This window comes from Pelagovum pacificum (assembly GCF_016134045.1).
Lineage (GTDB): Bacteria > Pseudomonadota > Alphaproteobacteria > Rhodobacterales > Rhodobacteraceae > Oceanicola > Oceanicola pacificus_A.
Map to the genome: position 1 here is coordinate 1 of NZ_CP065915.1, position 25,392 is coordinate 25,392.

Here is a 25,392-nt window from a genome sequence, read left to right on the forward strand (position 1 = left end):
ATGACGAAGGAAGAGTGGAGCGAGCTGAAGCAGGAATTGCGTGGCGCGGTCGGGGACAGCAACTATTCCCACTGGATCGAGCCTCTTTCCTTCAGCTCGCTGAATGATGGTGTTTTCACGGTTGCGGTGCCGACGACGTTCATCGGCAATTACGTGACGCAGAACTTCTCCGAACAGATCATCTACCAGCTCAACCGCGTCGGTAAGGACGTGGAGCGCATGACCTTCGTCGTGCGGGCCGCCGATGTCGCCAACACCGGGGCGGCCCCTGTTGCGGCCCAGCCGAAGAAACCGGACTCCGAAAGCGCCAAGCTCGACCAGCGGCTCACCTTCGACACCTTCGTCGTCGGCAAGCCGAACCAGCTCGCCCATGCCGCCGCGCGCCGCGTCGCCGAAGGCGCGCCCATCGTCTACAACCCGCTGTTCCTGTACGGCGGCAACGGCCTCGGCAAAACGCACCTGATGCACGCGATCGCCCACGAGATGCGTCAGAACCAGCCCGACCTGGACGTGCTCTACCTCTCGGCCGACCAGTTCATGTATCGCTTCGTCACCGCCCTGCGGGAGCGGAAGATGATCGATTTCAAACAGATTTTCCGGAACGTCGACGTGCTGATGGTCGACGACATCCAGTTCTTCGCCGGCAAGGACAGCACGCAGGAAGAGTTCTTCCACACGTTCAATGCGCTCGCCGACCAGGGCAAGCAGATCGTCATCTCCGCCGACCGCGCGCCGGGAGAGATGAAAGACATCCAGAACCGGATCATGTCGCGGCTGGCCAGCGGCCTCGTCGTCGACCTCCACCCGACGGATTACGAGCTTCGCCTCGGCATCCTGCAGTCCAAGGTCGAGGCCTACCTGCGCGACTACCCGCAGCTCGAGATCGCGGATGGCGTGCTCGAGTATCTGGCCCACCGGATCAGCAACAACGTTCGCGTGCTCGAAGGGGCGCTGACCCGGCTGTACGCCTTCGCGTCTCTGGTCGGTCGCAAGATCGACCTCGAGCTCACGCAGGACTGCCTGTCGGATATCCTGCGGGCGTCCGACAAGAAGATCACGATCGACCAGATCCAGCGCACCGTGTCCGAGCATTACAACATCCGCCTCGCCGACCTGATCGGCCCGCGCCGGATGCGCTCGCTTGCGCGGCCGCGGCAGGTGGCGATGTGGCTGTCCAAGCAGCTCACCAACCGCTCCCTGCCCGAGATCGCCCGCCGGTTCGGCGGCCGGGATCACACCACGATCATGCACGGCATCCGCAAGATCGACGAGCTGCGTCAGACCGACAGCGGCATCGCCGACGACCTGGAAATGCTGCGGCGGTCGCTGGAGGACTGAGCGTCGCTTGACGGCGTTGCAACACTTGCCGACTGTCACACAAAACCGCTTGAGCCGGTGGGGGATTAAGGTAGCTTTGCCCTCCCGGGACGGACGGTCCGGCAACGACGGAGCGAGGGCATGAAATTCTCCATTGAACGCGGCGCTCTGCTGAAGGCCGTCGCCCAGGCGCAATCGGTTGTCGAGCGCCGCAACACGATCCCGATCCTTGCCAACGTGCTGATCGAAGCCGAGGGCGAGGCGGTCCAGTTCCGCGCGACCGATCTCGACATCGAGGTCGTCGATCGCGCTCCGGCGCAGGTTGAGCGGGCCGGCGCGACGACGGTATCGGCGGTGACGCTGAACGAGATCGTCCGCAAGCTGCCCGACGGTGCGCTGGTCACCCTGTCCGAGGACGGGGCGAGCGGTCGCCTGCAGATCATGGCAGGCCGGTCCAACTTCTCGCTGGCGACGCTGCCGCGCGAGGATTTCCCGGTCATGGCCTCGTCGGAATACACGACGAACTTCGCCTGTCCGGCCCCCGTTCTGCGGCGGCTGTTCGACAAGTCGAAATTCGCGATCTCGACGGAAGAGACGCGCTATTACCTGAACGGTGTCTACATGCACATCGCCGAGGGTGATGGCGGCCGTGTGCTGCGCTGCGTCGCGACCGACGGCCACCGGCTGGCACGGATCGACGCAGAGCTTCCGGCGAGTGCCGAGGACATGCCCGGCGTGATCGTGCCCCGCAAGACGGTGGGCGAGCTGCGCAAGCTGCTGGATGACGACGAGATGGAAATCGCCGTGTCCGTCAGCGAGACGAAGATCCGCTTCGCGACGCCCGACATCACGCTGACCTCCAAGGTCATCGACGGTACGTTCCCGGACTACAGCCGCGTCATTCCGAGCGGCAACACCCGCAAGCTCGAAGTCGATGCCAGCGAGTTCGCCAAGGCCGTCGACCGTGTCGCCACCGTCTCGTCCGAGCGGAGCCGCGCCGTGAAGCTGAGCCTCGACGAGGACCGACTCGTGCTCTCGGTGAATGCGCCCGACAGCGGCAATGCCGAGGAAGAGCTCGCCGTCGCCTATGCCGACGAGAAGCTCGATATCGGGTTCAACGCCAAGTACCTGCTCGAAATTGCCAGCCAGGTGGACCGCGAGAACGCCGTGTTCCTGTTCAACTCGTCCGGCGACCCGACGCTGATGCGCGAGGGCAGCGATACCTCCGCCGTCTACGTCGTCATGCCGATGCGGGTCTGACCAGGTGTCCGCTTGCGGACAGCCGTCTGACCTTATGACAGCCAGCGAAATCCCGATCCGTCGGGATTTTTGCTGAGCGCCGCATGGGCACGCTCGCCGTCACCCGGCTGACCCTCAGCCATTTCCGCAGCCACAAGCGGGCCGTGGTCGAAACGGACGCGCGTCCGGTTGCGGTCTACGGTCCGAACGGCGCGGGCAAGACCAACCTCTTGGAGGCGGTTTCGATCCTCTCTCCCGGGCGCGGGTTGCGCCGTGCGAGCGCGGAGGAGATGACCCGCCGTCCGGAGGCCCTCGGCTGGAAGGTGACGGCGGAACTCGACGCACCGGGTCGCCCGCACGAGGTGGAGACATGGTCCGAAGGCGGAGCCGCGCGGCAGGTCAGGATCGACGGCAAGGCCGCGCCGCAGGTGGCGCTGGGCCGGATCGCGCAGGTGCTCTGGCTGATCCCGTCGATGGACCGGCTCTGGATCGAGGGGGCGGAGGGACGGCGGCGCTTCCTCGACCGTGCCGTGTTGAGTTTCGAACCCGACCATGCCGCCGAGACGCTGACCTACGAGAAGGCGATGCGGGAGCGGAACCGCCTTCTGAAGGACGAGGTGCGCGACATGCACTGGTACGGCGCGCTCGAGGCCCAGATGGCCACCGCAGGGGCGAAGATCCACGCGGCCCGGCTGGCGACACTGGAAGAGCTCCGCGCGGCGCAGGACGGGGCTGACACGGCGTTCCCTGCTGCCGCGCTGTCGCTGATCCAGCCCGACGGCGGCCTGCCAGGCGACGAGGAAGACCTCAGGCGTGCGCTTGCGGACAACCGTCCGAGAGACATGGCCGCCGGGCGCACGCTCCTTGGCCCGCACCGGACCGACCTCGCGGCGGTCTACGAAGCGAAGGGCGTCGACGCGAAGGATTGCTCCACCGGCGAGCAGAAGGCGCTGCTGATCTCGCTGATCCTCGCCAACGGTCGGGCCTTGGCCGCGCGGACGGGCGCGCCGCCGCTGTTGCTGCTGGACGAGGTGTCGGCCCATCTGGACGCGACACGGCGGGCGACGCTTTATGACGAGATCGTTGCGCTCGGCGCGCAGGCGTGGATGACAGGAACCGGCCCGGAGCTGTTCGAAGAGCTTGGCGACCGGGCGCAGAGGATCGAAGTCCGTGAAACGGACGGTATCAGCGAGGTAGGCACGCCATGAGGGCGGTGTTGGAGCATTTTGGCCTGTCCGGCCCGCCGCTCGGAGAAGGCGGGGAGGCGCAGGTCTGGGCACTGGACGAGGCGCGCGTGCTGCGGGTCTGGCGCGGCGGCGGCTTTGACGACCAGACCGAGCGGCGCAAGGTGCTGCACGATGACCTGCAGCCGGGCGCTCGTGCGGCGGGCATTGCGATTCCGGACGTGCTGGAGACCGGCGAGACGGATGGCCAGTACTGGACAGTCGAAAGCCGCCTGCCGGGCCGCCCGCTGAGCGTGGTTCTTGAGGGCGATTGCGACCGGGAGGCGCTGGTCTCCGGCTACATGGAGACCGCCATTCGGTTGGGAGACCTGCTGGGCGGCACGACCCACCGCGAGATCTGCCACGAGGCGCCGCTGTCCTCCGATAACGGGCCGACATTCCTGCGGCTGCTGGCGGAGCGGTCGCTGACGGCGTCGCCACTGGACATCCCCGCGCCCGATCCGGGGCTCGGCGACGGGCCCGTCGGGCTGGTTCATATGGATTACTACCCGTCGAACCTTATGGCGACGGAGACGGAGATCACCGGCGTCCTCGATTTCGGCTATGGCTGCTTTCTGTCGGACCGGCGGCTGACGCCGCTTGTGGCGGCGGTTGCGCTCAGCCGCTACGTGACACCGGGCGCAAGGGAGGCCGACCGTGCGTTCGCCGTGCGGTGGCTTGAGGCGCGTGAACTCGGACACCTGACCGTCAAGGTGCAGCCGTGGATCGCCGCCTATTGGGCCTTCGCGATGAACGACGAGCCGGTGGTCGAGCGGTGGATCCCGGCGATGCTGGAAGGGAGAGGTCTGGATGAAGATTGAACGGATCGAAGAGATGCGGCTGGATCGCGCCAAGGAAGCCGAAGCGGAGTCGCTGATCCAGCTTTGCTTCCCCCGCGCCGGGTTCGGCGGGCGCAGCTTTCATGGTCAGCGGCACCATGTCCGCATCCTCGCCTGGGACGATGGCCTGGTCGGGCACATGGCGATGACTTACCGCGCGATCCGCGTCGGCGACCGCCTGGTGGACATGGTCGGGTTGGCCGAGGTCTGCACTCATCCCGACCGCCGGGGCGAGGGGATCGCGGGTAAGATGCTGGAGGCCGCCATAGCCGAGGCGAAGGCCAGCCCCGCCTCCGTCTTCCTGCTGTTCGGGAACGCCGGGCTTTATGCCGCGAACGGTTTCGTGGCGAAGCAGAACCCGCTGCGATGGCTCGATCGCACGGGCGCGCGCACGAACGAGGTGAAGGAAGGCCCGTCCGACGGGCTCATGGTCATGGCGCTGGACGACACGCCGTGGGACGACGACGCGCTGGTCGACGTGGCCGGCAGCATGTTCTGAAGAGCGTGAGATGACCGTCACCGCCTCGCAACTCGCCCTCTATGCCGGGGCGCTGTTCATACTGTTCCTGACGCCGGGGCCGGTGTGGGTCGCCCTCGCCGCGCGGGCGATGTCGGGCGGCTTCCGCGCCGCGTGGCCACTGGCGCTTGGTGTGGTCGTGGGCGACGTGCTCTGGCCGTTCCTCGCCATCCTCGGGGTGACGTGGATCGTCGGCGTGTTCGCGGGTTTCATGACCGTGCTGCGCTGGGTGGCCTGTGTGACGTTCCTCGTCATGGGCGTGCTCGTCTGGCGCAATGCGGACAAGAGTATCGCAACGGACAGCCGTCTGACGCGGCCCGGGATGTGGGCCGGGTTCATGGCCGGTGTCGCGGTGATCCTCGGAAACCCGAAGGCCATCCTGTTCTACATGGGCGTGTTGCCGGGGTTCTTCGATCTGACGGCCCTGACCATCGCCGACATGGCGGCGATCGCGGCCTTGTCGGCCATCGTGCCGCTGCTCGGCAACCTCGCGCTCGCCAGCATGATCGACCGGGCGCGGCGGCTTCTGACCTCGCCCACGGCGCTGCGCCGGACCAACCGGACGGCGGGTGGAATGCTGATCGCCGTCGGCCTCGTCATCCCGTTCACCTGAGCCGCGGAGAGGGCTCTCGGAGGGCCTTCCGCGGTGTCGGCCGGGCGTGGCGCGGATCTACCAAATATTGTGTAGTTCGCGTGACAATGCCGCCCGGAAATCGTATATGATGGGCAGTAATAACAAGGACGACCAACATGGCAGAACCGGAGCGCATACCGGAAGAATACGGCGCTGATTCCATCAAAGTTCTCAAGGGCTTGGAAGCCGTCCGCAAACGTCCGGGCATGTACATCGGTGACACGGACGACGGCAGCGGTCTGCACCACATGGTGTACGAGGTCGTGGACAACGGCATCGACGAGGCTCTGGCCGGTCATGCCGACCATGTGAAGGTCAAGATCCACGCGGATTCCTCCGTCTCTGTCTTCGACAACGGGCGCGGCATTCCGGTCGACATCCACCAGGAAGAAGGCGTCTCGGCGGCCGAGGTCATCATGACCCAGCTCCACGCCGGCGGTAAGTTCGACCAGAACAGCTACAAGGTGTCCGGCGGTCTGCACGGCGTCGGCGTGTCCGTCGTCAATGCGCTGTCCGTCTGGCTGGAACTGCGCATCTGGCGCAACGGCAAGGAACACGTCGCCCGGTTCGAGCATGGCGAGACCGCCAAGCACCTCGAGGTGGTCGGCGAAGCAAAGGGGCTGACCGGGACCGAAGTGCGGTTCCTCGCCTCGACCGACACGTTCTCCAACCTCGACTACTCGTTCGAGACGCTGGAGAAGCGCCTGCGCGAACTCGCGTTCCTGAACAGTGGCGTGCGTATCATCCTCGAGGACGAGCGCCCGGCGGAGCCGCTCCGCAGCGAGCTGTTCTACGAAGGCGGCGTGAAGGAGTTCGTGAAGTATCTCGACCGCTCCAAGACCGCGATGCTGCCCGACCCGATCCACGTCGAGGGTATGCGGGACGACATCACCGTCGAGGTCGCGATGTGGTGGAACGACACCTACCACGAGACGGTGCTGCCCTTCACCAACAACATCCCGCAGCGCGATGGCGGCACGCACATGGCGGGCTTCCGGGGCGCGCTGACGCGGACGATCACCAAGTACGCGACCGACAGCGGCATCGCCAAGAAGGAGAAGGTCAGCTTCACCGGCGACGACATGCGCGAGGGGCTGACCTGCGTGCTGTCCGTGAAGGTCCCCGATCCAAAGTTCTCCTCCCAGACGAAGGACAAGCTCGTCTCCTCCGAGGTCCGGCCTGCGGTCGAAAGCCTCGTCAGCGAGAAGCTTTCCGAGTGGTTCGAGGAGAATCCGAACGAGGCGCGGATGATCGTCGGCAAGATCGTCGAGGCGGCGCTGGCCCGCGAAGCCGCCCGCAAGGCGCGCGAACTGACCCGCCGCAAGACGGCGATGGACGTGAACTACCTCGCCGGCAAGCTGAAGGACTGCTCCGAGAAGGACCCGACGCTCACCGAGCTGTACCTCGTCGAGGGTGACTCCGCCGGTGGCTCCGCCCAGACCGGCCGGGACCGGCGCACGCAGGCCATCCTGCCGCTCAAGGGCAAGATCCTGAACGTTGAGCGGGCGCGGTTCGACAAGATGCTCGGCAGCCAGGAGATCGGTAACCTCGTTATGGCGCTCGGCACCGGGATCGGGCGGGACGAGTTCGACATCTCCAAGCTGCGCTACCACAAGATCGTCATCATGACGGACGCCGACGTCGATGGGGCGCACATCCGCACGCTGCTGCTGACGTTCTTCTTCCGCCAGATGCCGGAGCTGATCCTCAACGGTCACATCTACATTGCGCAGCCACCGCTTTACAAAGTGACGCGCGGCCGGTCGGAGGTCTACCTCAAGGACCAGCCGGCGATGGACAACTACCTGATCGAGCAGGGGATCGAGGGCGCCGCCCTCCGCCTCGGCTCGGGCGAGGAGATCGTCGGGCAGGACCTGCGGCGCGTCGTCGAGGACGCACGGTCGCTGCGCGGGGTGCTGGGGTCGTTCCCGACGCACTACCAGCGGCACATCCTCGAACAGGCCGCCATCGCCGGGGCCTTCGTGCCCGGCGCGGTAGATGCCGACCTCCAGGGCGTGGCCAACGACGTGGCCGCCCGGCTCGACCTGATCGCGCTCGAATACGAGAAGGGCTGGCAGGGGAGGATCACGCAGGACAAGGGCATCCGTCTTGCCCGCATCCTGCGCGGCGTGGAAGAGGTCCGCACGCTTGACGGCCCGATGCTCCGCTCCGGCGAGGCACGGCGCACCGGCAGCTTCACCAAGGCGCTGCAGGACGTCTACAGCGTGCCGGCGACGCTCTTCCGCAAGGATCGCAAGCAGGTGATCTACGGGCCGCTCGACCTTCTGAAGGCGATCCTCGAGGAAGGCGAACGCGGTCTGACGCTTCAACGCTACAAGGGTCTGGGCGAGATGAACCCGGAGCAGCTCTGGGAGACGACGCTCGATCCCGATGCGCGGACCTTCCTGCAGGTGAAGATCGGCGACAGCACCGAGGCCGACGACATCTTCACCAAGTTGATGGGCGACGTGGTGGAGCCCCGCCGCGATTTCATCCAGCAGAACGCGCTGTCGGTGGAGAACCTGGACTTCTGATGCCGGGACGCACGGCGCACATCGGATGATGGGGGCGAGTGCGTATCGGATGACGGGGTGGGGTGCGCATCAAGCGCGCACCCTACGATTTGTTGCGACGACCCGGGACACGTAGGGTGCGCGTTCAATGCGCACCCCCGAATGCCGACCAAAGCGCCTCGGGACGATGCCGATCTGACGGGTAGAGGCACAGATGCAGGACACCTCGGGCGCGGGCGCCCGCGCCACGATTTCCCTGACACTCGCCGCGCTGTTCTGGTCGGGCAATTTCATCGCGGGGCGGGCGCTTGGCGGAAGCGTGCCGCCGCTCGAGTTGAACGTGATCCGCTGGCTCATCTGCCTCGCGCTGCTGCTGCCGTTCACGCTGCCCGCATTGGTGCGCCATCGCGCCGTGATCCGGCGGGACCTGCGGCTCATCCTGCTGCTCGGCCTTACCGGCATCGCCGGGTTCCATACCCTCGTTTACCAGGCTCTGCGCCTCACCCCGGCGGTCAACGCGCTGCTGATCCTGTCGCTCGCGCCGGTGGTCACTGTCGTGGGCGGAGCGATCTGGAACGGTTTCCGGCCAAGCGCGATGCAGATCGCGGGGCTGGTGGTGTCGGCGATCGGGGCCCTCGTGATCCTGCTGTTCGGCAGCGGCGGGCAGGACCAGCTGGGCCGGTTAGATACCGGGACACTCTGGATGCTGGCCGCGATCGTCGTCTGGGCCGCCTACTCGCTGCTGCTCCGCCGGCGACCACCGGACTTGCCGCAGGACGTGACACTGGCGGCGAGCATCATCGCGGGGCTCGCCATGATGGTGCCATTCTGGCTGTTGTTCGGAGTGCAGCGGTTCGAGCCGACCTTCGGCGTGGTCGCGGCGATCCTCTACATCGGGATCTTCGCGTCGCTGCTCGGGTTCCTGTTCTGGTCGTGGGGTCTGGCGCGGATCGGGCCGGAGCGGGCGGGCCAGTTCATCCACCTGATGCCGGTCTTCGGTGCCGTTCTTGCGGTGGTCCTGCTGGGCGAGCGGCTGCTGCCTGCACATGGACTCGGCGCCGCTCTGGCGGTCTGCGGCATTGTCCTGGTGAACCGGAGACCAACGCCGAAGTCTGGGTAAGTCCCTGAAAAGAAAAGCGGCGCCGGGGTAACCCGACGCCGCTTTCCGGATGGTCTGACGATTACTCGCCGGCGCCGAAGACGGCGTGATGCATCACGTGGAACAGGACGTTCTGCTCGAGCGTGCCGGAGACGAGGTGCGCGAACGGACCCTTGGCGTAAGCGGCCACGTCGACGCCCGAGTGGGTCTCGGACGACATCGGGACCAGCGCCTGCTGGAGGTAGTCGGGGTCGGTCACGGTCTCCTGGTCGACGTCCGGACGCTCACCGGAGAAGGTGCCGTCTTCCTGTTCGATCAGGACGGAGCCGGCGCCGTTCAGGTAGCCCACGATCGAGTAGGGCTTGCCGTCGGCGGCGAGGACCAGCTCGTCGGTGTGCTCGATGCCTTCCTGCGCGATGTCGTAGCAGAGGCCGGTGATGTCCGAGCCACGGCCGCAGTAGCCGTTGAACGCGATGGCGTGCTCGTGGTCAGCCGTGACGATGAGCAGCGTGTCCTCGTCATCGGTCATCTCGTCGGCGATGGCCACGGCCTCGGCAAAGGCGACGCCGTCGGTCAGGGTCCGGTAGAGGTTCCCGGCGTGGTTGGCGTGGTCGACGCGGCCAGCCTCGATCTCGAGGTAGAAGCCGTCTTCGTTGGTGGAGAGATACTCGATCGCGGCGGCGGTCATCTCGGCCAGCGAGGGCTCACCGGTGCGGTCGTACTCGTACATCATGTGGCTGTCTTCGAAGAGGCCGAGCACCGGGGCGGAGCCGTCGAGGGACAGGGCGTCGAACTCTTCCTGGTTGGACGCGAACTGCGCGCCGAGGTCCATCGCACGAGCCACGAGGTCGCTGTCATCGGCGCGGCTGCCGGTGATCTCGCCGTGGGCCGTTCCTTCGGGCGCGAAGTAACGGCCACCGCCGCCGAGCGCGAAGTCGATGACGCCGGCTTCCATCTGGTCGATCAGCTGAGTGGCGATGTCGCGGGAGCTCTCGCACTCTTCCGGCACGGCGTCTTCCCAGTTGCGGTTCGCGGTGCGGGCATAGACTGCTGCCGGGGTCGCGTGGGTGATGCGGGCAGTGGAGACGATCCCGACGGATTTGCCGGCTTCGGTCATCATCTCGGAGAACAGGTCGAGCCCGTTGTCGGCCTCGGTCGTGCAATCGTCGTGGATCGCGTTCTCGCCGAGGTTGATCAGGTTGAAGCGCTGCTTCACGCCCGTGTTCAGCGCACCGGCGGTCGGCGCGGAGTCCGGCGTCTGGGCGTTGATATTGTAGGTCTTCACCAGCGCGTTGTAGAAGTCGTTGCCTTCGTAGGGCAGGACGTAGTCCTCGCCGAGGCCGCCTTCCTGCTGACCCATGAAGAGCCGCGTGGCATAGTTGGTGGAGACGCCGTTGCCGTCGGCGACGAGGACGATCACGTTGCGTGCGGTGTTGGTGTTCGGCTGACGGTCCAGGATTTCCTGGATCGTTGTCTGGCCGGCGACGAACCAGTCGCTGCCGGACTGGGCGAGGTCCTGGGCGTTGGCCGACGTGGCCGCGGTGAGGGCCAGCGCGGAAACTGCAAACCTGATGTTCATTTGATTTCCCCTGCAGAATGTTGCCCGGGCGGAATAGGCCCGTGACCTCTCAGGTTGGCGACAATGATGTAACAAGAGGGTAACGGTCCGAAAAAAGTCCCGTTATGTTATAATGTTACGTGATGGGGTGCCTTCTTCGCGACCCCACTGTAGACAATGTCAGAGGGCCGGAGGAGGAGCCGCAAGATCATGTCGAACCCCTGCATCATCTGTGTCGCGATCACTGGCTCCCTGCCGAAGAAGGCGAACAACCCGGCGGTGCCGATCACCGTCGCCGAACAGGTCGAGAGCGCGCAGGAGGCCTTCGAGGCGGGCGCAACGATCTGTCACGCGCATGTCCGCAACGATGATGAGACGCCGTCCTCCGATCCGGAGAAGTTCGCGCGTCTGAAAGAGGGGCTTGAGGCGCATTGCCCCGGAATGATCGTTCAGTTCTCGACCGGAGGCCGGTCCGGTGCCGGTCAGGCGCGCGGTGGGATGTTGCCGCTCGGCCCGGACATGGCGTCTCTTTCGGTCGGATCGAACAATTTCCCGACGCGGGTCTACGAGAATCCGCCGGATCTCGTCGACTGGCTGGCGTCCGAGATGGCGATGCACGGCGTCGTGCCCGAGGTCGAGGCGTTCGACCTGTCACACATCCTGAGAGCGGCGGAGATGGCAAAGGCCGGGCAAATCCCGCCCGTCCCCTACGTACAGTTCGTGATGGGCGTGAAGAACGCCATGCCTGCCGACCGGGAGGTGTTCGACTTCTACATCCGCACGGTTCATCGTCTTTTCGGCGATGACGCGCCGTGGTGTGCTGCCGGGATCGGGGCGAACCAATTGCTTCTGAATGAATGGGCGATCTCGTCCGGTGGTCATGCGCGGACCGGGCTTGAGGACAATGTCCGGCTCGATCGGGAAACTCTGGCACCATCGAACGCGGCGCTGGTAAAGCGGGCGGTCGAGATCTGCGACAGATACGAGCGGCCGGTCGCTACGCCGGCACAGGCGCGCGAGATCCTCGGCCTGCGCCCGATCGCCTAGCAGCGGCGGTATTCGGTCACGTAGTCCGGCAACAGGATGACGAGGTCGCCTTCGTCGTCGGTCATCAACAGCATCCGTGTCGTCCACTCGTAGCCTTCGCCGGAGCAGGTCGCATCGAAGACCTGGCTGTTGCCGAGGCCGGGGATCGGGGTGAGCGGGGTCAGATCGCAGGCGCTTTCCCACCACGCGATGTGGTTCTCGGTGATCGTGACCTGCCCGTCGCTCGTCGCGCTGCAGGCGCCGGACAGATCGTAGAACCCCTTGAGGTCGGTCGTTTGTGCAGTCGCACTGGTGGCGATGGTCAGGGCGGCGACGGCCGCAATGAAATGTCTCATGCTGAAATCCCCTTGGTCTGGGCACAGGTTACTGGTGACCGGCGCGCGCTCAAACGGCGGTTTTCCCGACCCGAGGCTGACAGTGGCGATCCGATGGTCGATACAGGCCCGAACGAGAGGGAGACCCGGATGCTCAAACTTGCCGACGTGATGGCCGCGCGGAAACGGATCGCCGGCATCGCGGATCACACGCCGCTCGTCCCGTCGCCCTCCCTGTCGGGGAAGACCGGGCAGGAGGTGCTGCTGAAGCTGGAGCTTGCCCAGCCGACCGGCGCGTTCAAGCTGCGCGGGGCGCTGAATGCGGTCGGCGGGCTCGGCGGGGACGTCGCCGGGGTGACCTGCTGTTCCACCGGGAATCACGGTCGGGGCATCGCCTATGCCGCGCAGCAACGGGGCATCCGCGCCGTCATCTGCATGTCGAGCCTCGTCCATCAGGCCAAGGTCGACGGCATCCGGGCGCTCGGTGCAGAGGTCCGCATTCATGGCAGGAGCCAGGACGAAGCGCAGGAGGAGTGCCTGCGGCTGGTGGCGGAGGAGGGGCTGATCGAGGTGCCGCCGTTCGACGATCCGCTGGTGATCGCCGGGCAGGGGACCATCGGGCTGGAGCTGCTGGAAGCGCGACCGGACCTGTCGGCGATCCTCGTCCCGCTCTCCGGTGGCGGCCTCGCGGCGGGCGTCGCGCTTGCCGCAAAGGCAATCCGGCCGGACATCCGGCTGATAGGCGTGACGATGGACCGGGGGCCGGCGATGTATCACTCGATCCGCGCCGGAGCGCCCGTCGACGTTGAAGAAGTGCCGAGCCTCGCCGACTCGCTCGGCGGCGGGATCGGGGAGGACAACCGCTGGACGCTGCCGATGTGCCGCGACCTGCTCGACGAGACCGTGCTGGTCACGGAGCAGGAGATCTACGACGCCGTCCGCGTCCTCTATTTCGAGGACCGGCTGGTGGCGGAGGGCGCGTCCGTCGTCGGCTCCGCCGCACTGCTGACCGGGAAGGTTTCGCTCGACGGGCCGGCCGCGGTGCTGGTTACGGGGCGCAATGCGGACATGGCGCAGCACGCGCGGATTATCGCGGGCGAGCGGGTGGCGCTTGGTGACATCGACGTCGGCGGACCAGCGGCCGTCTGACACCTGCGCCGAAGCGTCTCGACGCTCTGCCGGGGACGTGCTTTGCTCCCGCCCGGAAGAGGAGACTTGCCGATGGATATGCCGAAGAACGCCTTCAAGGCCGCGCTGAAAGCCGGGAAACGCCAGATCGGCCTGTGGGTCACCGTCTCCGACCCCGCCCAGGTCGAGATGCTTGCGGCCTGCGGTTACGACTGGCTGATGCTCGACACGGAGCATTCGCCCGCGCAGGTGCCGGATGTCCTGTCGATGATGCAGGCCGCCGCCCCCTATCCGGTGTCCTGCGGCGTCCGGCCGGGCTGGAACGACACGGTCGAGATCAAGCGCTTTCTCGATGCGGGGGCGCAGACGCTGCTGATCCCCTACGTCCAGAACGCCGAGGAGGCCCGTGCCGCCGTCGCTGCCGTGCGCTATCCGCCCGAGGGCGTTCGTGGTGTGTCCGGTGCCTCGCGGTCGAGCCGGTTCGGCATGGTGAAGGGCTACCTCGACAAGGCCGCGGAGGAGATTTGCCTTCTGGTGCAGGTCGAGTCGGTCGAAGCACTCGGCAAGATCGAGGAGATCGCCCAGGTCGAGGGCGTCGACGGGATCTTCATCGGTCCCGCCGACCTCGCCGCGTCGATGGGCCATGTCGGTAATGCGTCCCATCCCGATGTGAAAGCCGCGGTGCTCGACGGTCTGCGTCGGATCAAGGCGGCGGGAAAGCCACCGGGGGTCCTGACTCTCGACAACAGTTTCCTCGGCGATTGTGCCGAGGCGGGCGCTCAGTTCATCGCCGTCGGGCTCGACATGATCCTGCTGCGCGAGGCAGCCCTGTCGCTGCGCGCCGAGTGGGCGGACTGAGCTAGACCACCTTTCCGCGTGCCACGACCGGCGCCGGGACGAGCGGCGTACCGGAGCGGTGAAGCTGCACTTCGTCCATCATGTTGCTGACGACGCAGCAATGGTTCGGGATGATGCGGAGCCGGTCGCCGACCTTCAGCCCGATGGTATCGGCGCGCAGCACGCCGTGTTCTTCCGACAGTCCCGCGATCCGCAAGTCGGGCCGGCCGAGCACATGCCCGTGCCCGTCGAGGCCGAGCAGGTCCGACGTCAGCACCTTCGAACCGGCGTCGATCACGGCGCGATCCGCGGACGGGACGGAGACGACCGTGACCAGCACCGTGAGGGCGCAATCGTCGATGGCGCAGGTGCCCGCTTCGACCAGAGAGCGGTCGTTATAGACGTAGGTGCCGACCCGGTATTCGGTCGCAACCGGAGCTTCGTGCGCCCGCCACATATCGGGGGAGCCGCCGCTCGACACCGTTTCGGGTGGCAGGCCGGCGTCGGTCATGGCGGTGACGATGGCCGACAGCTTCTCCTGCGTGCCGGCCGTGTCGCGCTTGGGCGGGTAGGTCATGATCCCGCCGAAGGTGAGGTTCGGCGCGGCGTCGATGCGGCGGGCAAGCTCGACCGCCTTTTCGGGCGACGTCACGCCGCAGCGCTCCGCCCCGGTGTCACACTCCACGAGGACCCGCAGCGGGGTGGCCCCTTCGAACCCCGCGTCAAGCCCGTCGATCACCGCGATACTGTCGGCGACGGAGGCGAGCGTCACGCGCTCCGCCAGCGCGCGCAGCCGCGCGACCTTGGCCGGGCCAAGGATCGGATAGGTGATGAGCACATCGTCGATCCCGCCCTCGGCGATCATCACTTCGGCTTCCGAGAGCTTCTGGCAGGTGATCCCCCGCGCCCCCGCGGCGACCTGTTGCCGAGCAAGGAACGGCAGCTTGTGCGTCTTGATATGGGGGCGAAGCGCGATGCCATGCTCGTCGCAATAGGCCTGGTAGGCGGCGATGTTGCGCTCCGCGATGTCGAGGTCGACGAGGACGGCGGGCGTGTCGATGTCATCGAGGGTCATGCGTGCGGATTCTCCACGATGGGCCACAGCGGCCTTGTCAGGTTGCGGTACTCGGTCTTCGCCGGGTCGCTGGGGTAGGGCCCTTCGACGGCGGCGTAGTAGATTGCGCTGGCAACCGGGGCGAAGGCGCCGTGAAAATGGTTGGTCGACTTCACCACGAGGATCTTCGCGTCGTCGATCCCGAGGTTCGTGAAGAGGTCGGGGGAGAACGCCTGCGCCCGGTTGGAATTGAGCACGACCCGGATGCCGTCCCAGCCGATCACCGCCGCATCGCCGAGCGGCACGACCGAGGTGCCGAAGCTCTGCGTCGCCGCCCGTTGCAGGCACAGGACCCGGACGCGGGCATCGACGGGCGCGCCTCCTATCGCGGTGGTCTTGCCGCCGAAGCGCAGGTCGAGCTCTGCCCCTTCGCCGGCGGCGAAGCACAGGCGCACCGCCATCGGGTCCCAGATCGTGCCGAAGGCGATGGAGGTGAGACCCTGCCGGATCGCCTCGTGCAGCATCAGCGTCGAGTCTCCCGACGTGCCGCCGCCCGGGTTATCCCAGACATCTGCGACAACGACCGGTCCGGTGTCGTGCGTCGCCGCCTTCGACAGGGCGACGTCCGGCGCCTGCATGTCGAGCCGGGTGGTTCCCCGGAACGACCAGAGCTCCTCGGCCAGCCGCTTGGCGAGGGCGGCGCCCTCGTCCGCCTTGCCGTCGGTGATGGTGATGATCTTCGCGCCGAGGTTCGGGCTGTCGCCCGCCATGAACCCGTGGATCATCGAGACGGACAGCGCCTCGCCCGCCGCTTCGAGCGCCTTCATCCGGTCGACGAAGCCGCGCATCGGCTGGATCGAGGTCGGGAACATGTCGATCATTTGGGGGTCTGCGACCGACAGGACCGGTGCGATCTCACCCCGCGCGGCGGCGAGCGTAAGGTCGACGCAGGCCTCGCCGGTTTCGACGAAATCGGTGTGCGGAAACTCCTTGAACACCGTGATGATGTCCGCGTTTTCCACCCGTTGAGGTGAAAGGTGACTGTGCGGATCGAAGGTCACGCCGATCTTCGCGTCCGGCGCCAGCCGGCGTGCTGCCGCGATCAGCTCGCCCTCAGGGTCGAGGCATCCGTCCGCCAGCATCGCGCCGTGCAGGCCGAGCACGACGGCATCGACCGGCAGCGCCGCCTCGAGTTGACCGAGGATCTCGTCCCGCAGTCGGGCCCATGTATCGCGGTTCAGCAGACCGCCCGGCTCCGCCCAGGTGGCCGTGCCCTCGACCAGGTCGATCTCTCCGGCCGCGGCCCGCCGCCGCAGGGCGGGAAACACGGCGGAGCAGAGCGTCGGCGTCTCCGGGTGCTCACCGGGCGGGGCATAGAAGCTCTCCGCGAAGTCGGTGAAATCGGTCCGCAGTGGCGAAAAGGTGTTCGTCTCGGTGGCGAGGGAGGCGACGAAGACGCGCATGTCAGGGGTCCTTCGAAAGGCAGTTGCCTATCGCTATGGGCAGCCGGGCCGGGTTGCAACGGCAAGGGGCTTTCGCCGGGGCCGTGATGGGCTAAGCTGCCGACATCGCATCAGAGGAAGCATCTCATGGCCAAAGTGTCCGGCTACTCGCGGCAACAGATCGCGCTTCACTGGGCCGTGGTCGTCCTTGTCGGGTTCCAGTTCGTCGCCCACGACGGCATGGAACATGCGTGGCGGGACGGCACGACCGGACTCGGCGCCATTGCCCATGTCGCGGTCGGCCTGACGGTGCTCGTTCTCATGCTGGTTCGCCTTGCCATCCGGTTGCGTCGTGGCGCGCCGCCGCCCCCGGAAAGCGACAAGAGCATCTTCAGGATCGCGGCAGATGTGACCCACTGGGCGTTCTACGCGCTTCTCATGCTGATCCCGCTGTCGGGTGCGTTGGCGTGGTTCGGCGGTCTGGAAGCCCCTGCGGAAGGGCATGAAGTCATGGGCAACCTGCTGCTCGCCGTGATCGCGCTCCATGCCTTCGCGGCCGTGTTCCACAAGCACATCACCGGAACGCGCGTGCTCGACCGGATGGTCTATCCCTCGGACTGAGCGCCGATGTGCCGCTCGCCCCGGGCGCGGGCGAGGGCGATCTGCCGCTGTCGCTCCCGGAACCGGGCCTTGTCCGCCGCAGAGGTCTCATCCACGCAGTGATGGCAGGAGACGCCCTCCTCGTACCCGTTGCGGGCGCGATCCTCGGGCAACAGGGGGCGACGACAGGCATGGCACAGGATGTGGGGGCCTTCCTTCAACCCGTGCCCGACCGATACCCGACCGTCGAACACGAAGCATTCGCCGTGCCAGAGGCTGTCGTCCTTCGGCGTCGTCTCGAGGTACTTCAGGATGCCGCCCTTGAGGTGGAACACGTCCTCCACGCCCTCGGACAGCAGGAAATTGGTCGATTTCTCGCAGCGGATGCCGCCCGTGCAAAACATCGCGACGCGCTTGCCCTCGAACCGTTCCCGGTTCCGGCGCCACCAGTCGGGGAAGTCGCGGAACGACGCGGTGCCCGGATCGATCGCGCCCTCGAAGCTGCCGATGGCCACCTCGTAGTCGTTGCGCGTGTCGATGACGGCCACGTCCGGGGCCGAGATCAGCGCGTTCCAGTCCTCGGGATCGACATAATGCCCGACCGAGGCGGTCGGATCGACGTCCGGCTGGCCCATTGTCACGATCTCGCGCTTCAGCCGGACCTTGAGCCGGTTGAACGGCATCTCCTCGGCCGTGCTTTCCTTCCACTCGAGCGCATCGCAGCCGGGCAGGGCGCGCACGGCCCTGATCGCTGCATCGATCCCCTCGCGTGTGCCGGCGATGGTACCGTTCACGCCTTCCTTTGCCAGCAACAGCGTGCCGCGCACGCCAGCCGCCTCGCACGCGTCGAGCAATGGCCCCCGCAGCGCTGCTGGATCGGCGAACGGGGCGAAACGGTAGAGGGCTGCGACGATGACCATGCGCGATGCTTTAGATCGGTTCACCATCAGAACGAAACCCCGTTTGGGGAGGATGCGTTGATCGTGATACAAGGGAAAGACGGAGGAAAAATCATGAAACACGTCGCAGACAAGTCTCACCATCAGGCTCCCGCTCAGCGGATGCGCCAGTACCTTCGCATCCAGACGTCCCGTCACCCCGACCGGGCGAGCCTCATGCTCCAGCGTCGGCTTCGTAAGTCCGACACGTCGCGCCTCACGCGGGAATTCCTGCGCATTGAGCGGGGCGAGTACGCCTAAAGCGTCACCGACATCCCGCCGTCGACGAACAGCGTCTGACCGTTGACATAGCTCGAGGCGGCGGAACAGAGGAAGACGCAGGCGCCGCGCAGTTCCGGCAACTGGCCCCATCGGCCCGCCGGCGTGCGGCGCCCGATCCATGCCGTAAACTCTTCATCGGCGACGAGTGCGGCATTCAGAGGCGTATCGAAATATCCGGGCGCGATCGCGTTCACCTGAATATTGTGCTGCGCCCAGTCCGCCGCCATCCCCTTGGTCAGATTGGCAACTGCCCCTTTCGACGCCGTGTAGGGCGCAATCGTCTGACGGGCCAGTGCCGCCTGAATCGAGGCGATGTTTACCACCTTGCCCTCCCCCCGCGCGATCATGTGCCGCGCGCAGGCCTGCCCGACGTTGAACACGCTGGTGACGTTGGTCCTCATCAGCCTGTCGAACGCGTCTTCGGGAAAATCCTCGAGCGGCGCGCGATGCTGCATTCCCGCGTTGTTGACCAGAATGTCGATCGGGCCCTCAGCGGCTTCGTACTCATCGACAGCCCTGCGTACCGCGGCATGATCGGTTACGTCGAACGACAGTTGAGCGACGTAATGCCCTTCTGACGCAAGTCTTTCTGCCGTCGTCGCCAGCTTCTCCGAATCCCGTCCGTTCAGGATCACCTTGGCCCCGGCCTCCGCCAGTCCGGTGGCGAGCGACAGCCCGATTCCCTGCGATGACCCCGTGACGAGCGCCGTGCGCCCTTCGAGGGAAAAGATCGAATTGGTCATGAAGCTGTCCTCCCGGACGCTAATCATGGCCTCGTGTTCATCATTTCGAAAGACCCTGAGGGCAGAAACACCCAGGATACCTCGCAAGGGAACGGATGATATGACGGTGCCGGTTTCTCCTGGTGATTTCGCCAGCCACTCGAGGCTCGCCGCCGGTGAGGTTCCGTTCGCGATAGAGGAACTGTTCTTCTCTCGCACCGACGGGCGCGGGATCATCAAGGGTGGCAACGAGGTCTTTCAACGGGTGTCCGGCTATCCCTTCGAAGAACTCATCGACGCGCCGCACAGGATCGTCCGGCATCCAGACATGCCGAAGGGCGTCTTCCACCTCCTGTGGGCTCGGCTGAAGCGCAATCTGCCGACAGGCGCCTACGTGAAGAACCTCTGCAAGGACGGCCGGCACTACTGGGTCTATGCGCTCGTCTCCCCGATCGAGGGGGGATACCTGTCCATCCGGCTGAAACCTTCCAACCTGCTGCGGCCTAAGATCGAACAGATCTACGCGACCATGCTGGAAGAAGAGAACGCGGGTGCGACCCCCGAGCAATCCTCCGAACGTCTGCTGGACCTGCTGCGTGACGCCGGGTTTTCCCGATACGATGCGTTTCAGGCCCGTGCCATCGGGCTCGAATCCGAAGCGCGCAATGCCGCGACCGACCGCCTGGTGGATCATCGCCTGCAACGGTTCATGGCGATGTCCGACGCTATCCGCGAGGTCGAGACGGAATCGGAAGGCATGATGCGGGCGTTCGAGGCGATCCGCACGATCCCTCTCAACATGCGCATCCTCGCCTCCCGGCTGGAAAGCGCCGGCGGCCCGATCAGTGCGATCTCCGTCAACTACGGATCCATGTCGGACGAGATGGCCGCATGGGTCCGCGATTTCGTGACCGGTGACAACAGTGCCTTCGCCCGCATTCAGGGGGCGATCCTAAACGGGTTGTTCCTGCATGGCGTCAGCCAGCTCACCGATGAGATGGCCGCGATCTACCGGAATGAGGAAAACCGGAACGACGCGGTCGATCCGGAGCTAGAGGTCGCGACCCTCGAAGCGCTCAAGCGGCACTACGCGGAGCAGGGCGCGGCGGAGCTGAAACAGATCGAGCTAGAAGCCGGACGACTGTCGCGCAGCGTTCTCGACATGAAGCGGCACATCACCGGCCTGAGCTCGACGCGCATGATGTGCAAGATCGAGAGCGCGACGTTGTCCAAGTCGGGCGAAACGCTTGTCGGCATCGTCGATCAGCTCGACTCGAGCCAGGACGGTATCGAGGAGCGGCTGGCGCGGATCACGGAACTCAACCACCTGGTGCAGGCGAACACCTCAATGCTGCGCGCCGGGATGGGGCGGGTCTGACGTTTCGCCTCGGCTGTGAACCGGGACAGTGTGTGGCAGCCGGTGTGTATGGCACCTGACTTTGTAGGTCTCTTTGAAGGCGTCGATGTGCGTGGCGGAAGGTTTGGGTTATCCTGCGGTCCTTGACCCGGGGTGTTGCAACGCGGGATGGCAGAGGTCGCGGGGCGGATGGCAGAGCATTGCTCGCTCAGCTCGCCACACTATCAGAAAACTCCGCTCACCACGTCACGCCACTGAAGATCGCTGCCTTCTCGGCTCATCGCGCCCCGGGTTAGGTCGCGCGTTGAGGTCATCAAGCGACAAGAGACGGCGTCGGCTCACCGCGTCACGTCGAAAAGCAAAACGCCGCCCGCTCAGTGCGGACGGCGTTACAGACCTTGGCGTTCGACCAATGGATCAGGCGCGGACCAGTGCCTCGTAAGAAGTGACCATGTCCTTCGCGAGCGCGCCGACTTCGAAGTTGTAGTCGCCGATCTTGCCGACGGGGGTCACTTCCGCGGCGGTGCCGGTCAGCCAGCATTGCTCGAAGCTCTCCAGTTCGGAGGGTTCGATGTGGCGCTCGACGACTTTGACCTGGCGCTCCTGCAGCATGCCGATGACCGTCTGGCGGGTCAGGCCGTTCAGGAAGCAGTCGGGCTTCGGGGTGTGAACCTCGCCGTCCTTCACGAAGAAGATGTTCGCGCCCGTCGCCTCGGCCACGTAGCCGCGATAATCGAACATCATCGCGTCGGAACAGCCCTTCGCCTCGGCCTCGTGCTTGGACATGGTGCAGATCATGTAGAGACCCGCCGCCTTCGCCTGGCTCGGTGCGGTTTCGGGCGAGGGGCGCTTCCAGCGCGCGATGTCGAGCTTGGCGCCCTTCATCTTCGCGTCGCCGTAGTAGGCGCCCCATTCCCACGCCGCGACGGCCATGCGGACCGGGTTCTTGCGTGAGGCGACGCCCATGTCCTCGCCCACACCGCGCCACGCGACGGCACGGACGTAGGCGTCGGTCAGGCCGTTCGCCTGCAGAACCTGCTGCTTGGCGGCGTCGATTTCATCGACGGTCCAGGGGATTTCGAAGTCCAGAAGCTGTGCCGAGGTGCGCAGTCGCTCGGAATGCTCACGGCCCTTGAAGATCACGCCGTTGTAAGCGCGCTCCCCCTCGAACACGGAGCTCGCATAGTGCAGGGCGTGGGTCAGAATGTGCACATTCGCCGCACGCCAGTCGATCAGCTCGCCATCCATCCAGATCTTGCCGTCGCGATCGTCGTACCCGCCCGCCATCATTTCCTCCTGCGGAAGTTTGCGTTTGTTTCGCGCTTAGGTCCGGTTCGGACATAAAGTTGCGTGAAATCGACGACTCGCTACCAGTGCCCCCTTGGAATGTCAACAAGGCTGACGTATTGTCGCGACAAAATTGACCAAAGCGGAGACGACATGTCGACCACCGATCCGGCGCGCGAAGGAGAGAGCCTGCTGTTCCTCACTGACGAGCAGCTGCGCAAGGGTATCGAGGCCATGTTCTTCGCCTACCGGGGCTTCACCGCCGATCCCGACCGCATCCTTGCGGAGCTGGGGATGGGCCGGGCGCACCACCGGGCATTGCATTTCATCCATCGTTCGCCGGGCACGACGGTGAATAACCTGTTGTCCATCCTCGGTGTTACGAAGCAGTCTCTCAATCGTGTGTTGCGGTCGCTGGTCGAGGACGGTCTGGTCCAGAGCAAGGTCGGGGACAGGGACCGGAGGGAACGTCATCTGCAACTCACGCCCGAGGGCCGCGCGCTGGAACAGCAATTGTCCAACGCGCAGCGCGAGCGTATGCGCAGCGCCTACCGTGCCGCGGGACCGGCCGCGGTCGCGGGCTTTCGGCAGGTGCTCGAAGCGATGATGGACGATGACGTGCGTCCCTACTACGAGGCACTGAGGGATCGGGGAGGATGAGCCGTTGGACGACGCGCATATCCTGATAGTGGATGACGACGAACGGATCCGGGGACTTCTGCAGAAGTTCCTGGCCCGCAATGGATTTCTCGTCAGCTCGGCCCGTGACGCCGCCCATGCCCGCCGCCTGCTGGCGGGGCTGGAGTTCGACCTGATCGTGCTCGACGTCATGATGCCGGGCGAGGATGGCGTCAGCCTCTGCCGCGATTTGCGCACCAGGATCGTCACGCCGATCCTGCTGCTGACGGCCAAGGGCGAGACGGGCGACCGGATCGCGGGGCTCGAGGCCGGGGCGGACGATTACCTCGGCAAGCCGTTCGAGCCGAAGGAGCTGTTGCTGCGTATCAACGCGATCCTGCGCCGGGTGCCGGCGGCGGAGCCAGCGGTGGTCCTGCCGAAGGTGCTCCAGCTCGGCCCCTGCCGGTACGACATCGAGCGGGGAGAGATGTGGCGCGGCGAGGACCTCGTCCGGCTGACCGCGACCGAGAACCAGCTGATGCGCATCTTCTCGGGTCGTCCGGGCGAGCCGCTGAGCCGCACGACACTTGTGGAGGAACTGGGCCGGTCAGGCGGGCAGGCACAGGAACGTGCGGTCGATGTGCAGATCACCCGCCTGCGCCGCAAGCTCGAGAATGACCCGAAACAGCCGCGCTACCTTCAGACGGTGCGTGGTGCGGGATACATGCTCGCGCCGGACTGACGTCCCGAACGCGCTTGCACCCGGACGGCGATTGCCGTTCCCTCCGCCCCATGTCCACGGCTCTCATCACACACCCCGACTGCCTCAACCACATCACACCGCCCGGCCACCCCGAGCAGGTCGCCCGCATCGACGCGGTGCTGAACGAGCTGGAGGAGTTCGATCTTGTCCGGGTCGGCGCCCCGCTTGTCGCCGAGGATGACCTCCTGCGCGTTCATCCCAAGTCGCATGTCGACGCCATCCGCGAGGCGATCCCCGAAAGCGGGCTCGTGTCGCTCGACGCTGATACGCATGTCACGCCGGGCTCTCTCGCCGCGGCCTTTCGCGCGGCGGGGGCAGTGGTCAAGGGCGTCGACATGGTCATGGCAGGCGAGGTGGCAAACGCCTTTGCCGCCGTCCGTCCACCCGGCCACCATGCCGAGCGGGAGACGGCGATGGGCTTCTGCCTGTTCGGCTCCGTCGCGGTCGCGGCGAAGCACGCGCTCGACCATCACGGGCTGAAGCGGGTCGCGATCATCGACTTCGATGTTCACCACGGCAACGGTACGCAGGATCTGGTCGAGGACGACCCGCGCATCCTGTTCTGCTCGACCCATCAGTCGCCGCTTTATCCCGGCACGGGCGCGGCGGACGAAACGGGTGCGCATGACAACGTGGTGAACGTGCCGCTGCCGAACGGCACCGGCTCCGTCCCGTTCCGGGCGGCGATCGAAGAACATGTCCTCCCCCGGATCGAGGCCTTCGCTCCGGAACTTCTGCTGATCTCGGCAGGGTTCGATGCACACGCTCGTGACCCGCTCGCCGGTATGAGGTTGTGGGAAGAGGATTTCGCATGGGTCACGCACCGGATATGTGACATTGCCGACGCCTGTGCGGGCGGCAAGGTGGTCTCTGCCCTCGAGGGCGGTTACGATCTGTTCGCCCTTGGCCGCAGCGCGAGGGCCCACGTTAAAACGCTGATGGAGCGAGGCGAATGAGTGACAAACCCGTCGAGGAGATGACCTTCGAAGAGGCGATGAAAGAGCTCGAAGCCGTCGTGTCGCGGCTGGAGCATGGTGACGTGCCGCTCGAGGAGTCGATCTCTTTGTACGAGCGCGGCGCGGCCCTGAAGGCGCGCTGCTCGGAAAAGCTGAAGGAAGCCGAAGAGAAGGTGGCCAAGCTGACGCTCGACGCCGACGGCCGCCCGAAAGGCACCGAGCCTCTCGATGCCGGCTGACATCGACGCGGGCCTCGCCTCGGCCCGAGAGGTCGTGGCCGGGGTGATCGCCGGACGACCCGATTTCGGTCCCGAGCCGATCGACGCCGCGATGCGCTACGCACTGGACGGCGGCAAGGGGATGCGGGCGTTCCTCGTGATCGAGGGCGCGCGGCTGTGCGGGACCGGGGCAGGGGCGTCGGGTCCCGCGGCGGCGGCGATCGAATGTATCCACGCCTATTCACTGGTCCACGACGACCTGCCCTGCATGGACGACGACGATCTGCGCCGGGGGCGCCCCACGCTGCACCGCAAGTGGGACGAGGCGACGGCGGTTCTCGCCGGTGATGCGTTGCAATCCCTGGCGTTCGAGCTGGTCCTCGACGCGGGCTGCGACGACGCGACGAAGGTCACGCTCACCCGCTCGCTGGCCGAGGCCGCGCGTGGCATGGTCGGGGGGCAGGCGCTCGACATCGCGGCGGAAGAGGCGGAAACGCCGCTGACGCTCGACGAAATCGAGGCGTTGCAGGCGCTCAAGACCGGCAAGCTGATCAGATGGTCGGCTACCGCCGGGGCGCTGATCGCCGGTGCCGACGCCGCGCCGTTCGACGCCTACGGGCAGGCGCTGGGTCTCGCGTTCCAGATCGCGGACGACGTGCTCGATGCGACGGGGGACGCGGCGGAAGTCGGCAAGGCGGTCGGCAAGGACGCCGCCGCCGGGAAGGCCACGTTCGTGTCGCTGCTGGGTGTCGACGGTGCGAGAGACCGGGCGCAAGCCCTTGCCGACGCGGCGGTCGCTGCCCTTGACGGCTATGGCCCGGAGGCAGATACGCTCCGCGACCTCGCGCGCTTTACCGTGACGCGGCGATCCTGACCTTTCCGCACCAATC

Annotated in this window: 26 protein-coding genes; 19 read left to right on the plus strand and 7 right to left on the minus strand. The window is 66.1% G+C overall.

Annotation, left to right across the window (positions count from 1 at the left end; translation table 11 throughout):
* From dnaA to I8N54_RS00040, 8 genes are all read left to right on the plus strand, one after another.
* Positions 1–1,338: a chromosomal replication initiator protein DnaA gene (dnaA, locus tag I8N54_RS00005; protein WP_140194648.1), complete on the plus strand. Its 1,338-nt coding sequence runs from the start codon at positions 1–3 to the stop codon at positions 1,336–1,338.
* Between the two features lie 120 nt (positions 1,339–1,458).
* On the plus strand, positions 1,459–2,577 hold the full coding sequence (gene dnaN / locus I8N54_RS00010) for a DNA polymerase III subunit beta (protein ID WP_140194646.1): 1,119 nt from the start codon (positions 1,459–1,461) through the stop codon (positions 2,575–2,577).
* Between the two features lie 83 nt (positions 2,578–2,660).
* Positions 2,661–3,764: a DNA replication/repair protein RecF gene (recF, locus tag I8N54_RS00015; RefSeq protein ID WP_140194644.1), complete on the plus strand. Its 1,104-nt coding sequence runs from the start codon at positions 2,661–2,663 to the stop codon at positions 3,762–3,764.
* Complete coding sequence (locus I8N54_RS00020; protein ID WP_140194643.1) at positions 3,761–4,600, plus strand: phosphotransferase; 840 nt, start codon at positions 3,761–3,763, stop codon at positions 4,598–4,600. Before recF ends, I8N54_RS00020 begins: the two co-directional genes overlap by 4 nt.
* Positions 4,590–5,117 carry a GNAT family N-acetyltransferase gene (locus I8N54_RS00025; RefSeq protein WP_140194641.1) on the plus strand — a complete coding sequence of 176 codons (528 nt, stop codon included), beginning with the start codon at positions 4,590–4,592 and terminating at the stop codon, positions 5,115–5,117. Before I8N54_RS00020 ends, I8N54_RS00025 begins: the two co-directional genes overlap by 11 nt.
* Positions 5,118–5,127: 10 nt before the next feature.
* Complete coding sequence (locus tag I8N54_RS00030) at positions 5,128–5,748, plus strand: LysE family translocator (RefSeq protein WP_140194639.1); 621 nt, start codon at positions 5,128–5,130, stop codon at positions 5,746–5,748.
* Between the two features lie 137 nt (positions 5,749–5,885).
* Positions 5,886–8,303 carry a DNA topoisomerase (ATP-hydrolyzing) subunit B gene (gene gyrB / locus I8N54_RS00035; protein ID WP_140194637.1) on the plus strand — a complete coding sequence of 806 codons (2,418 nt, stop codon included), beginning with the start codon at positions 5,886–5,888 and terminating at the stop codon, positions 8,301–8,303.
* Positions 8,304–8,496: 193 nt separating this feature from the next.
* Positions 8,497–9,402: a DMT family transporter gene (locus I8N54_RS00040; protein WP_140194635.1), complete on the plus strand. Its 906-nt coding sequence runs from the start codon at positions 8,497–8,499 to the stop codon at positions 9,400–9,402.
* Positions 9,403–9,463: 61 nt separating this feature from the next.
* Here the strand turns inward: I8N54_RS00040 and I8N54_RS00045 are convergent, their stop codons facing one another.
* On the minus strand, positions 9,464–10,960 hold the full coding sequence (locus I8N54_RS00045) for an alkaline phosphatase (protein ID WP_140194633.1): 1,497 nt from the start codon (positions 10,958–10,960) through the stop codon (positions 9,464–9,466).
* 189 nt (positions 10,961–11,149) lie between these two features.
* On the opposite strand from I8N54_RS00045, the gene I8N54_RS00050 reads away from it, so the two are divergent.
* Entirely contained in the window at positions 11,150–11,986 is an 837-nt protein-coding gene (locus I8N54_RS00050) for a BKACE family enzyme (protein WP_140194631.1), read from the plus strand.
* Here I8N54_RS00050 and I8N54_RS00055 read toward each other — a convergent pair.
* Positions 11,983–12,321: a hypothetical protein gene (locus I8N54_RS00055; protein ID WP_140194629.1), complete on the minus strand. Its 339-nt coding sequence runs from the start codon at positions 12,319–12,321 to the stop codon at positions 11,983–11,985. The genes I8N54_RS00050 and I8N54_RS00055 overlap by 4 nt on opposite strands.
* Positions 12,322–12,450: 129 nt before the next feature.
* Between I8N54_RS00055 and eutB the strand changes: the two genes are divergently transcribed.
* Both eutB and I8N54_RS00065 read left to right on the plus strand, forming a co-directional pair.
* A complete protein-coding gene (gene eutB / locus I8N54_RS00060; RefSeq protein ID WP_140194627.1) occupies positions 12,451–13,449 on the plus strand; it encodes a hydroxyectoine utilization dehydratase EutB in 999 nt (332 codons plus the stop codon).
* 72 nt (positions 13,450–13,521) lie between these two features.
* A complete protein-coding gene (locus I8N54_RS00065; RefSeq protein WP_140194625.1) occupies positions 13,522–14,286 on the plus strand; it encodes an aldolase/citrate lyase family protein in 765 nt (254 codons plus the stop codon).
* 1 nt (position 14,287) lies between these two features.
* Here I8N54_RS00065 and I8N54_RS00070 read toward each other — a convergent pair whose 3' ends face one another.
* Entirely contained in the window at positions 14,288–15,340 is a 1,053-nt protein-coding gene (locus tag I8N54_RS00070; protein WP_140194623.1) for a D-TA family PLP-dependent enzyme, read from the minus strand.
* Positions 15,337–16,782 (minus strand): M81 family metallopeptidase, encoded by a 1,446-nt coding sequence (locus I8N54_RS00075; protein WP_140194621.1) that lies wholly within the window; start codon positions 16,780–16,782, stop codon positions 15,337–15,339. Before I8N54_RS00075 ends, I8N54_RS00070 begins: the two co-directional genes overlap by 4 nt.
* Before the next feature lie 126 nt (positions 16,783–16,908).
* On the opposite strand from I8N54_RS00075, the gene I8N54_RS00080 reads away from it, so the two are divergent.
* Positions 16,909–17,382, plus strand: a complete 474-nt coding sequence (locus I8N54_RS00080; RefSeq protein ID WP_140194619.1) for a cytochrome b — start codon at positions 16,909–16,911, stop codon at positions 17,380–17,382.
* Here the strand turns inward: I8N54_RS00080 and trhO are convergent.
* Positions 17,367–18,281 carry an oxygen-dependent tRNA uridine(34) hydroxylase TrhO gene (trhO, locus tag I8N54_RS00085; protein ID WP_140194617.1) on the minus strand — a complete coding sequence of 305 codons (915 nt, stop codon included), beginning with the start codon at positions 18,279–18,281 and terminating at the stop codon, positions 17,367–17,369. The genes I8N54_RS00080 and trhO overlap by 16 nt on opposite strands.
* A 93-nt stretch (positions 18,282–18,374) precedes the next feature.
* On the opposite strand from trhO, the gene I8N54_RS00090 reads away from it, so the two are divergent.
* Positions 18,375–18,560, plus strand: a complete 186-nt coding sequence (locus tag I8N54_RS00090) for a hypothetical protein (RefSeq protein ID WP_140194615.1) — start codon at positions 18,375–18,377, stop codon at positions 18,558–18,560.
* Here I8N54_RS00090 and I8N54_RS00095 read toward each other — a convergent pair.
* Positions 18,557–19,324 (minus strand): SDR family oxidoreductase, encoded by a 768-nt coding sequence (locus tag I8N54_RS00095; protein WP_140194612.1) that lies wholly within the window; start codon positions 19,322–19,324, stop codon positions 18,557–18,559. The two genes, I8N54_RS00090 and I8N54_RS00095, sit on opposite strands and share 4 nt — an antisense overlap.
* A 100-nt stretch (positions 19,325–19,424) precedes the next feature.
* Here I8N54_RS00095 and I8N54_RS00100 point away from each other — a divergent pair, with 100 nt between their 5' ends.
* The gene (locus tag I8N54_RS00100) at positions 19,425–20,681 is read left to right on the plus strand and encodes a PAS domain-containing protein (protein WP_140194610.1); all 1,257 of its coding nucleotides are present in this window, start codon (positions 19,425–19,427) and stop codon (positions 20,679–20,681) included.
* A gap of 396 nt (positions 20,682–21,077) precedes the next feature.
* Here I8N54_RS00100 and I8N54_RS00105 read toward each other — a convergent pair whose 3' ends face one another.
* A complete protein-coding gene (locus I8N54_RS00105; RefSeq protein WP_140194608.1) occupies positions 21,078–21,947 on the minus strand; it encodes a branched-chain amino acid aminotransferase in 870 nt (289 codons plus the stop codon).
* 153 nt (positions 21,948–22,100) lie between these two features.
* Between I8N54_RS00105 and I8N54_RS00110 the strand changes: the two genes are divergently transcribed.
* The 5 genes from I8N54_RS00110 to I8N54_RS00130 are packed head-to-tail and all read left to right on the plus strand — an operon-like array spanning position 22,101 to position 25,376.
* Positions 22,101–22,607 carry a MarR family winged helix-turn-helix transcriptional regulator gene (locus I8N54_RS00110; protein ID WP_140194606.1) on the plus strand — a complete coding sequence of 169 codons (507 nt, stop codon included), beginning with the start codon at positions 22,101–22,103 and terminating at the stop codon, positions 22,605–22,607.
* A gap of 4 nt (positions 22,608–22,611) precedes the next feature.
* A complete protein-coding gene (locus tag I8N54_RS00115) occupies positions 22,612–23,307 on the plus strand; it encodes a response regulator (protein WP_140194604.1) in 696 nt (231 codons plus the stop codon).
* 50 nt (positions 23,308–23,357) lie between these two features.
* Positions 23,358–24,284 (plus strand): histone deacetylase family protein, encoded by a 927-nt coding sequence (locus I8N54_RS00120; RefSeq protein ID WP_140194602.1) that lies wholly within the window; start codon positions 23,358–23,360, stop codon positions 24,282–24,284.
* Entirely contained in the window at positions 24,281–24,523 is a 243-nt protein-coding gene (locus tag I8N54_RS00125; protein WP_140194600.1) for an exodeoxyribonuclease VII small subunit, read from the plus strand. Before I8N54_RS00120 ends, I8N54_RS00125 begins: the two co-directional genes overlap by 4 nt.
* Positions 24,513–25,376 (plus strand): polyprenyl synthetase family protein, encoded by an 864-nt coding sequence (locus I8N54_RS00130; RefSeq protein WP_140194599.1) that lies wholly within the window; start codon positions 24,513–24,515, stop codon positions 25,374–25,376. Before I8N54_RS00125 ends, I8N54_RS00130 begins: the two co-directional genes overlap by 11 nt.
* Positions 25,377–25,392 lie beyond the last annotated feature (16 nt).

Bases quoted from the DNA above. Each gene is read 5' to 3' on its own strand.
- dnaA (WP_140194648.1), top strand. From the start codon at position 1: ATGACGAAGGAAGAGTGGAGCGAGCTGAAGCAGGAATTGCGTGGCGCG.
- dnaN (WP_140194646.1), top strand. From the start codon at position 1,459: ATGAAATTCTCCATTGAACGCGGCGCTCTGCTGAAGGCCGTCGCCCAG.
- recF (WP_140194644.1), top strand. From the start codon at position 2,661: ATGGGCACGCTCGCCGTCACCCGGCTGACCCTCAGCCATTTCCGCAGC.
- I8N54_RS00020 (WP_140194643.1), top strand. From the start codon at position 3,761: ATGAGGGCGGTGTTGGAGCATTTTGGCCTGTCCGGCCCGCCGCTCGGA.
- I8N54_RS00025 (WP_140194641.1), top strand. From the start codon at position 4,590: ATGAAGATTGAACGGATCGAAGAGATGCGGCTGGATCGCGCCAAGGAA.
- I8N54_RS00030 (WP_140194639.1), top strand. From the start codon at position 5,128: ATGACCGTCACCGCCTCGCAACTCGCCCTCTATGCCGGGGCGCTGTTC.
- gyrB (WP_140194637.1), top strand. From the start codon at position 5,886: ATGGCAGAACCGGAGCGCATACCGGAAGAATACGGCGCTGATTCCATC.
- I8N54_RS00040 (WP_140194635.1), top strand. From the start codon at position 8,497: ATGCAGGACACCTCGGGCGCGGGCGCCCGCGCCACGATTTCCCTGACA.
- I8N54_RS00045 (WP_140194633.1), bottom strand. From the start codon at position 10,960: ATGAACATCAGGTTTGCAGTTTCCGCGCTGGCCCTCACCGCGGCCACG.
- I8N54_RS00050 (WP_140194631.1), top strand. From the start codon at position 11,150: ATGTCGAACCCCTGCATCATCTGTGTCGCGATCACTGGCTCCCTGCCG.
- I8N54_RS00055 (WP_140194629.1), bottom strand. From the start codon at position 12,321: ATGAGACATTTCATTGCGGCCGTCGCCGCCCTGACCATCGCCACCAGT.
- eutB (WP_140194627.1), top strand. From the start codon at position 12,451: ATGCTCAAACTTGCCGACGTGATGGCCGCGCGGAAACGGATCGCCGGC.
- I8N54_RS00065 (WP_140194625.1), top strand. From the start codon at position 13,522: ATGGATATGCCGAAGAACGCCTTCAAGGCCGCGCTGAAAGCCGGGAAA.
- I8N54_RS00070 (WP_140194623.1), bottom strand. From the start codon at position 15,340: ATGACCCTCGATGACATCGACACGCCCGCCGTCCTCGTCGACCTCGAC.
- I8N54_RS00075 (WP_140194621.1), bottom strand. From the start codon at position 16,782: ATGCGCGTCTTCGTCGCCTCCCTCGCCACCGAGACGAACACCTTTTCG.
- I8N54_RS00080 (WP_140194619.1), top strand. From the start codon at position 16,909: ATGGCCAAAGTGTCCGGCTACTCGCGGCAACAGATCGCGCTTCACTGG.
- trhO (WP_140194617.1), bottom strand. From the start codon at position 18,281: ATGGTCATCGTCGCAGCCCTCTACCGTTTCGCCCCGTTCGCCGATCCA.
- I8N54_RS00090 (WP_140194615.1), top strand. From the start codon at position 18,375: ATGAAACACGTCGCAGACAAGTCTCACCATCAGGCTCCCGCTCAGCGG.
- I8N54_RS00095 (WP_140194612.1), bottom strand. From the start codon at position 19,324: ATGACCAATTCGATCTTTTCCCTCGAAGGGCGCACGGCGCTCGTCACG.
- I8N54_RS00100 (WP_140194610.1), top strand. From the start codon at position 19,425: ATGACGGTGCCGGTTTCTCCTGGTGATTTCGCCAGCCACTCGAGGCTC.
- I8N54_RS00105 (WP_140194608.1), bottom strand. From the start codon at position 21,947: ATGGCGGGCGGGTACGACGATCGCGACGGCAAGATCTGGATGGATGGC.
- I8N54_RS00110 (WP_140194606.1), top strand. From the start codon at position 22,101: ATGTCGACCACCGATCCGGCGCGCGAAGGAGAGAGCCTGCTGTTCCTC.
- I8N54_RS00120 (WP_140194602.1), top strand. From the start codon at position 23,358: ATGTCCACGGCTCTCATCACACACCCCGACTGCCTCAACCACATCACA.
- I8N54_RS00125 (WP_140194600.1), top strand. From the start codon at position 24,281: ATGAGTGACAAACCCGTCGAGGAGATGACCTTCGAAGAGGCGATGAAA.
- I8N54_RS00130 (WP_140194599.1), top strand. From the start codon at position 24,513: ATGCCGGCTGACATCGACGCGGGCCTCGCCTCGGCCCGAGAGGTCGTG.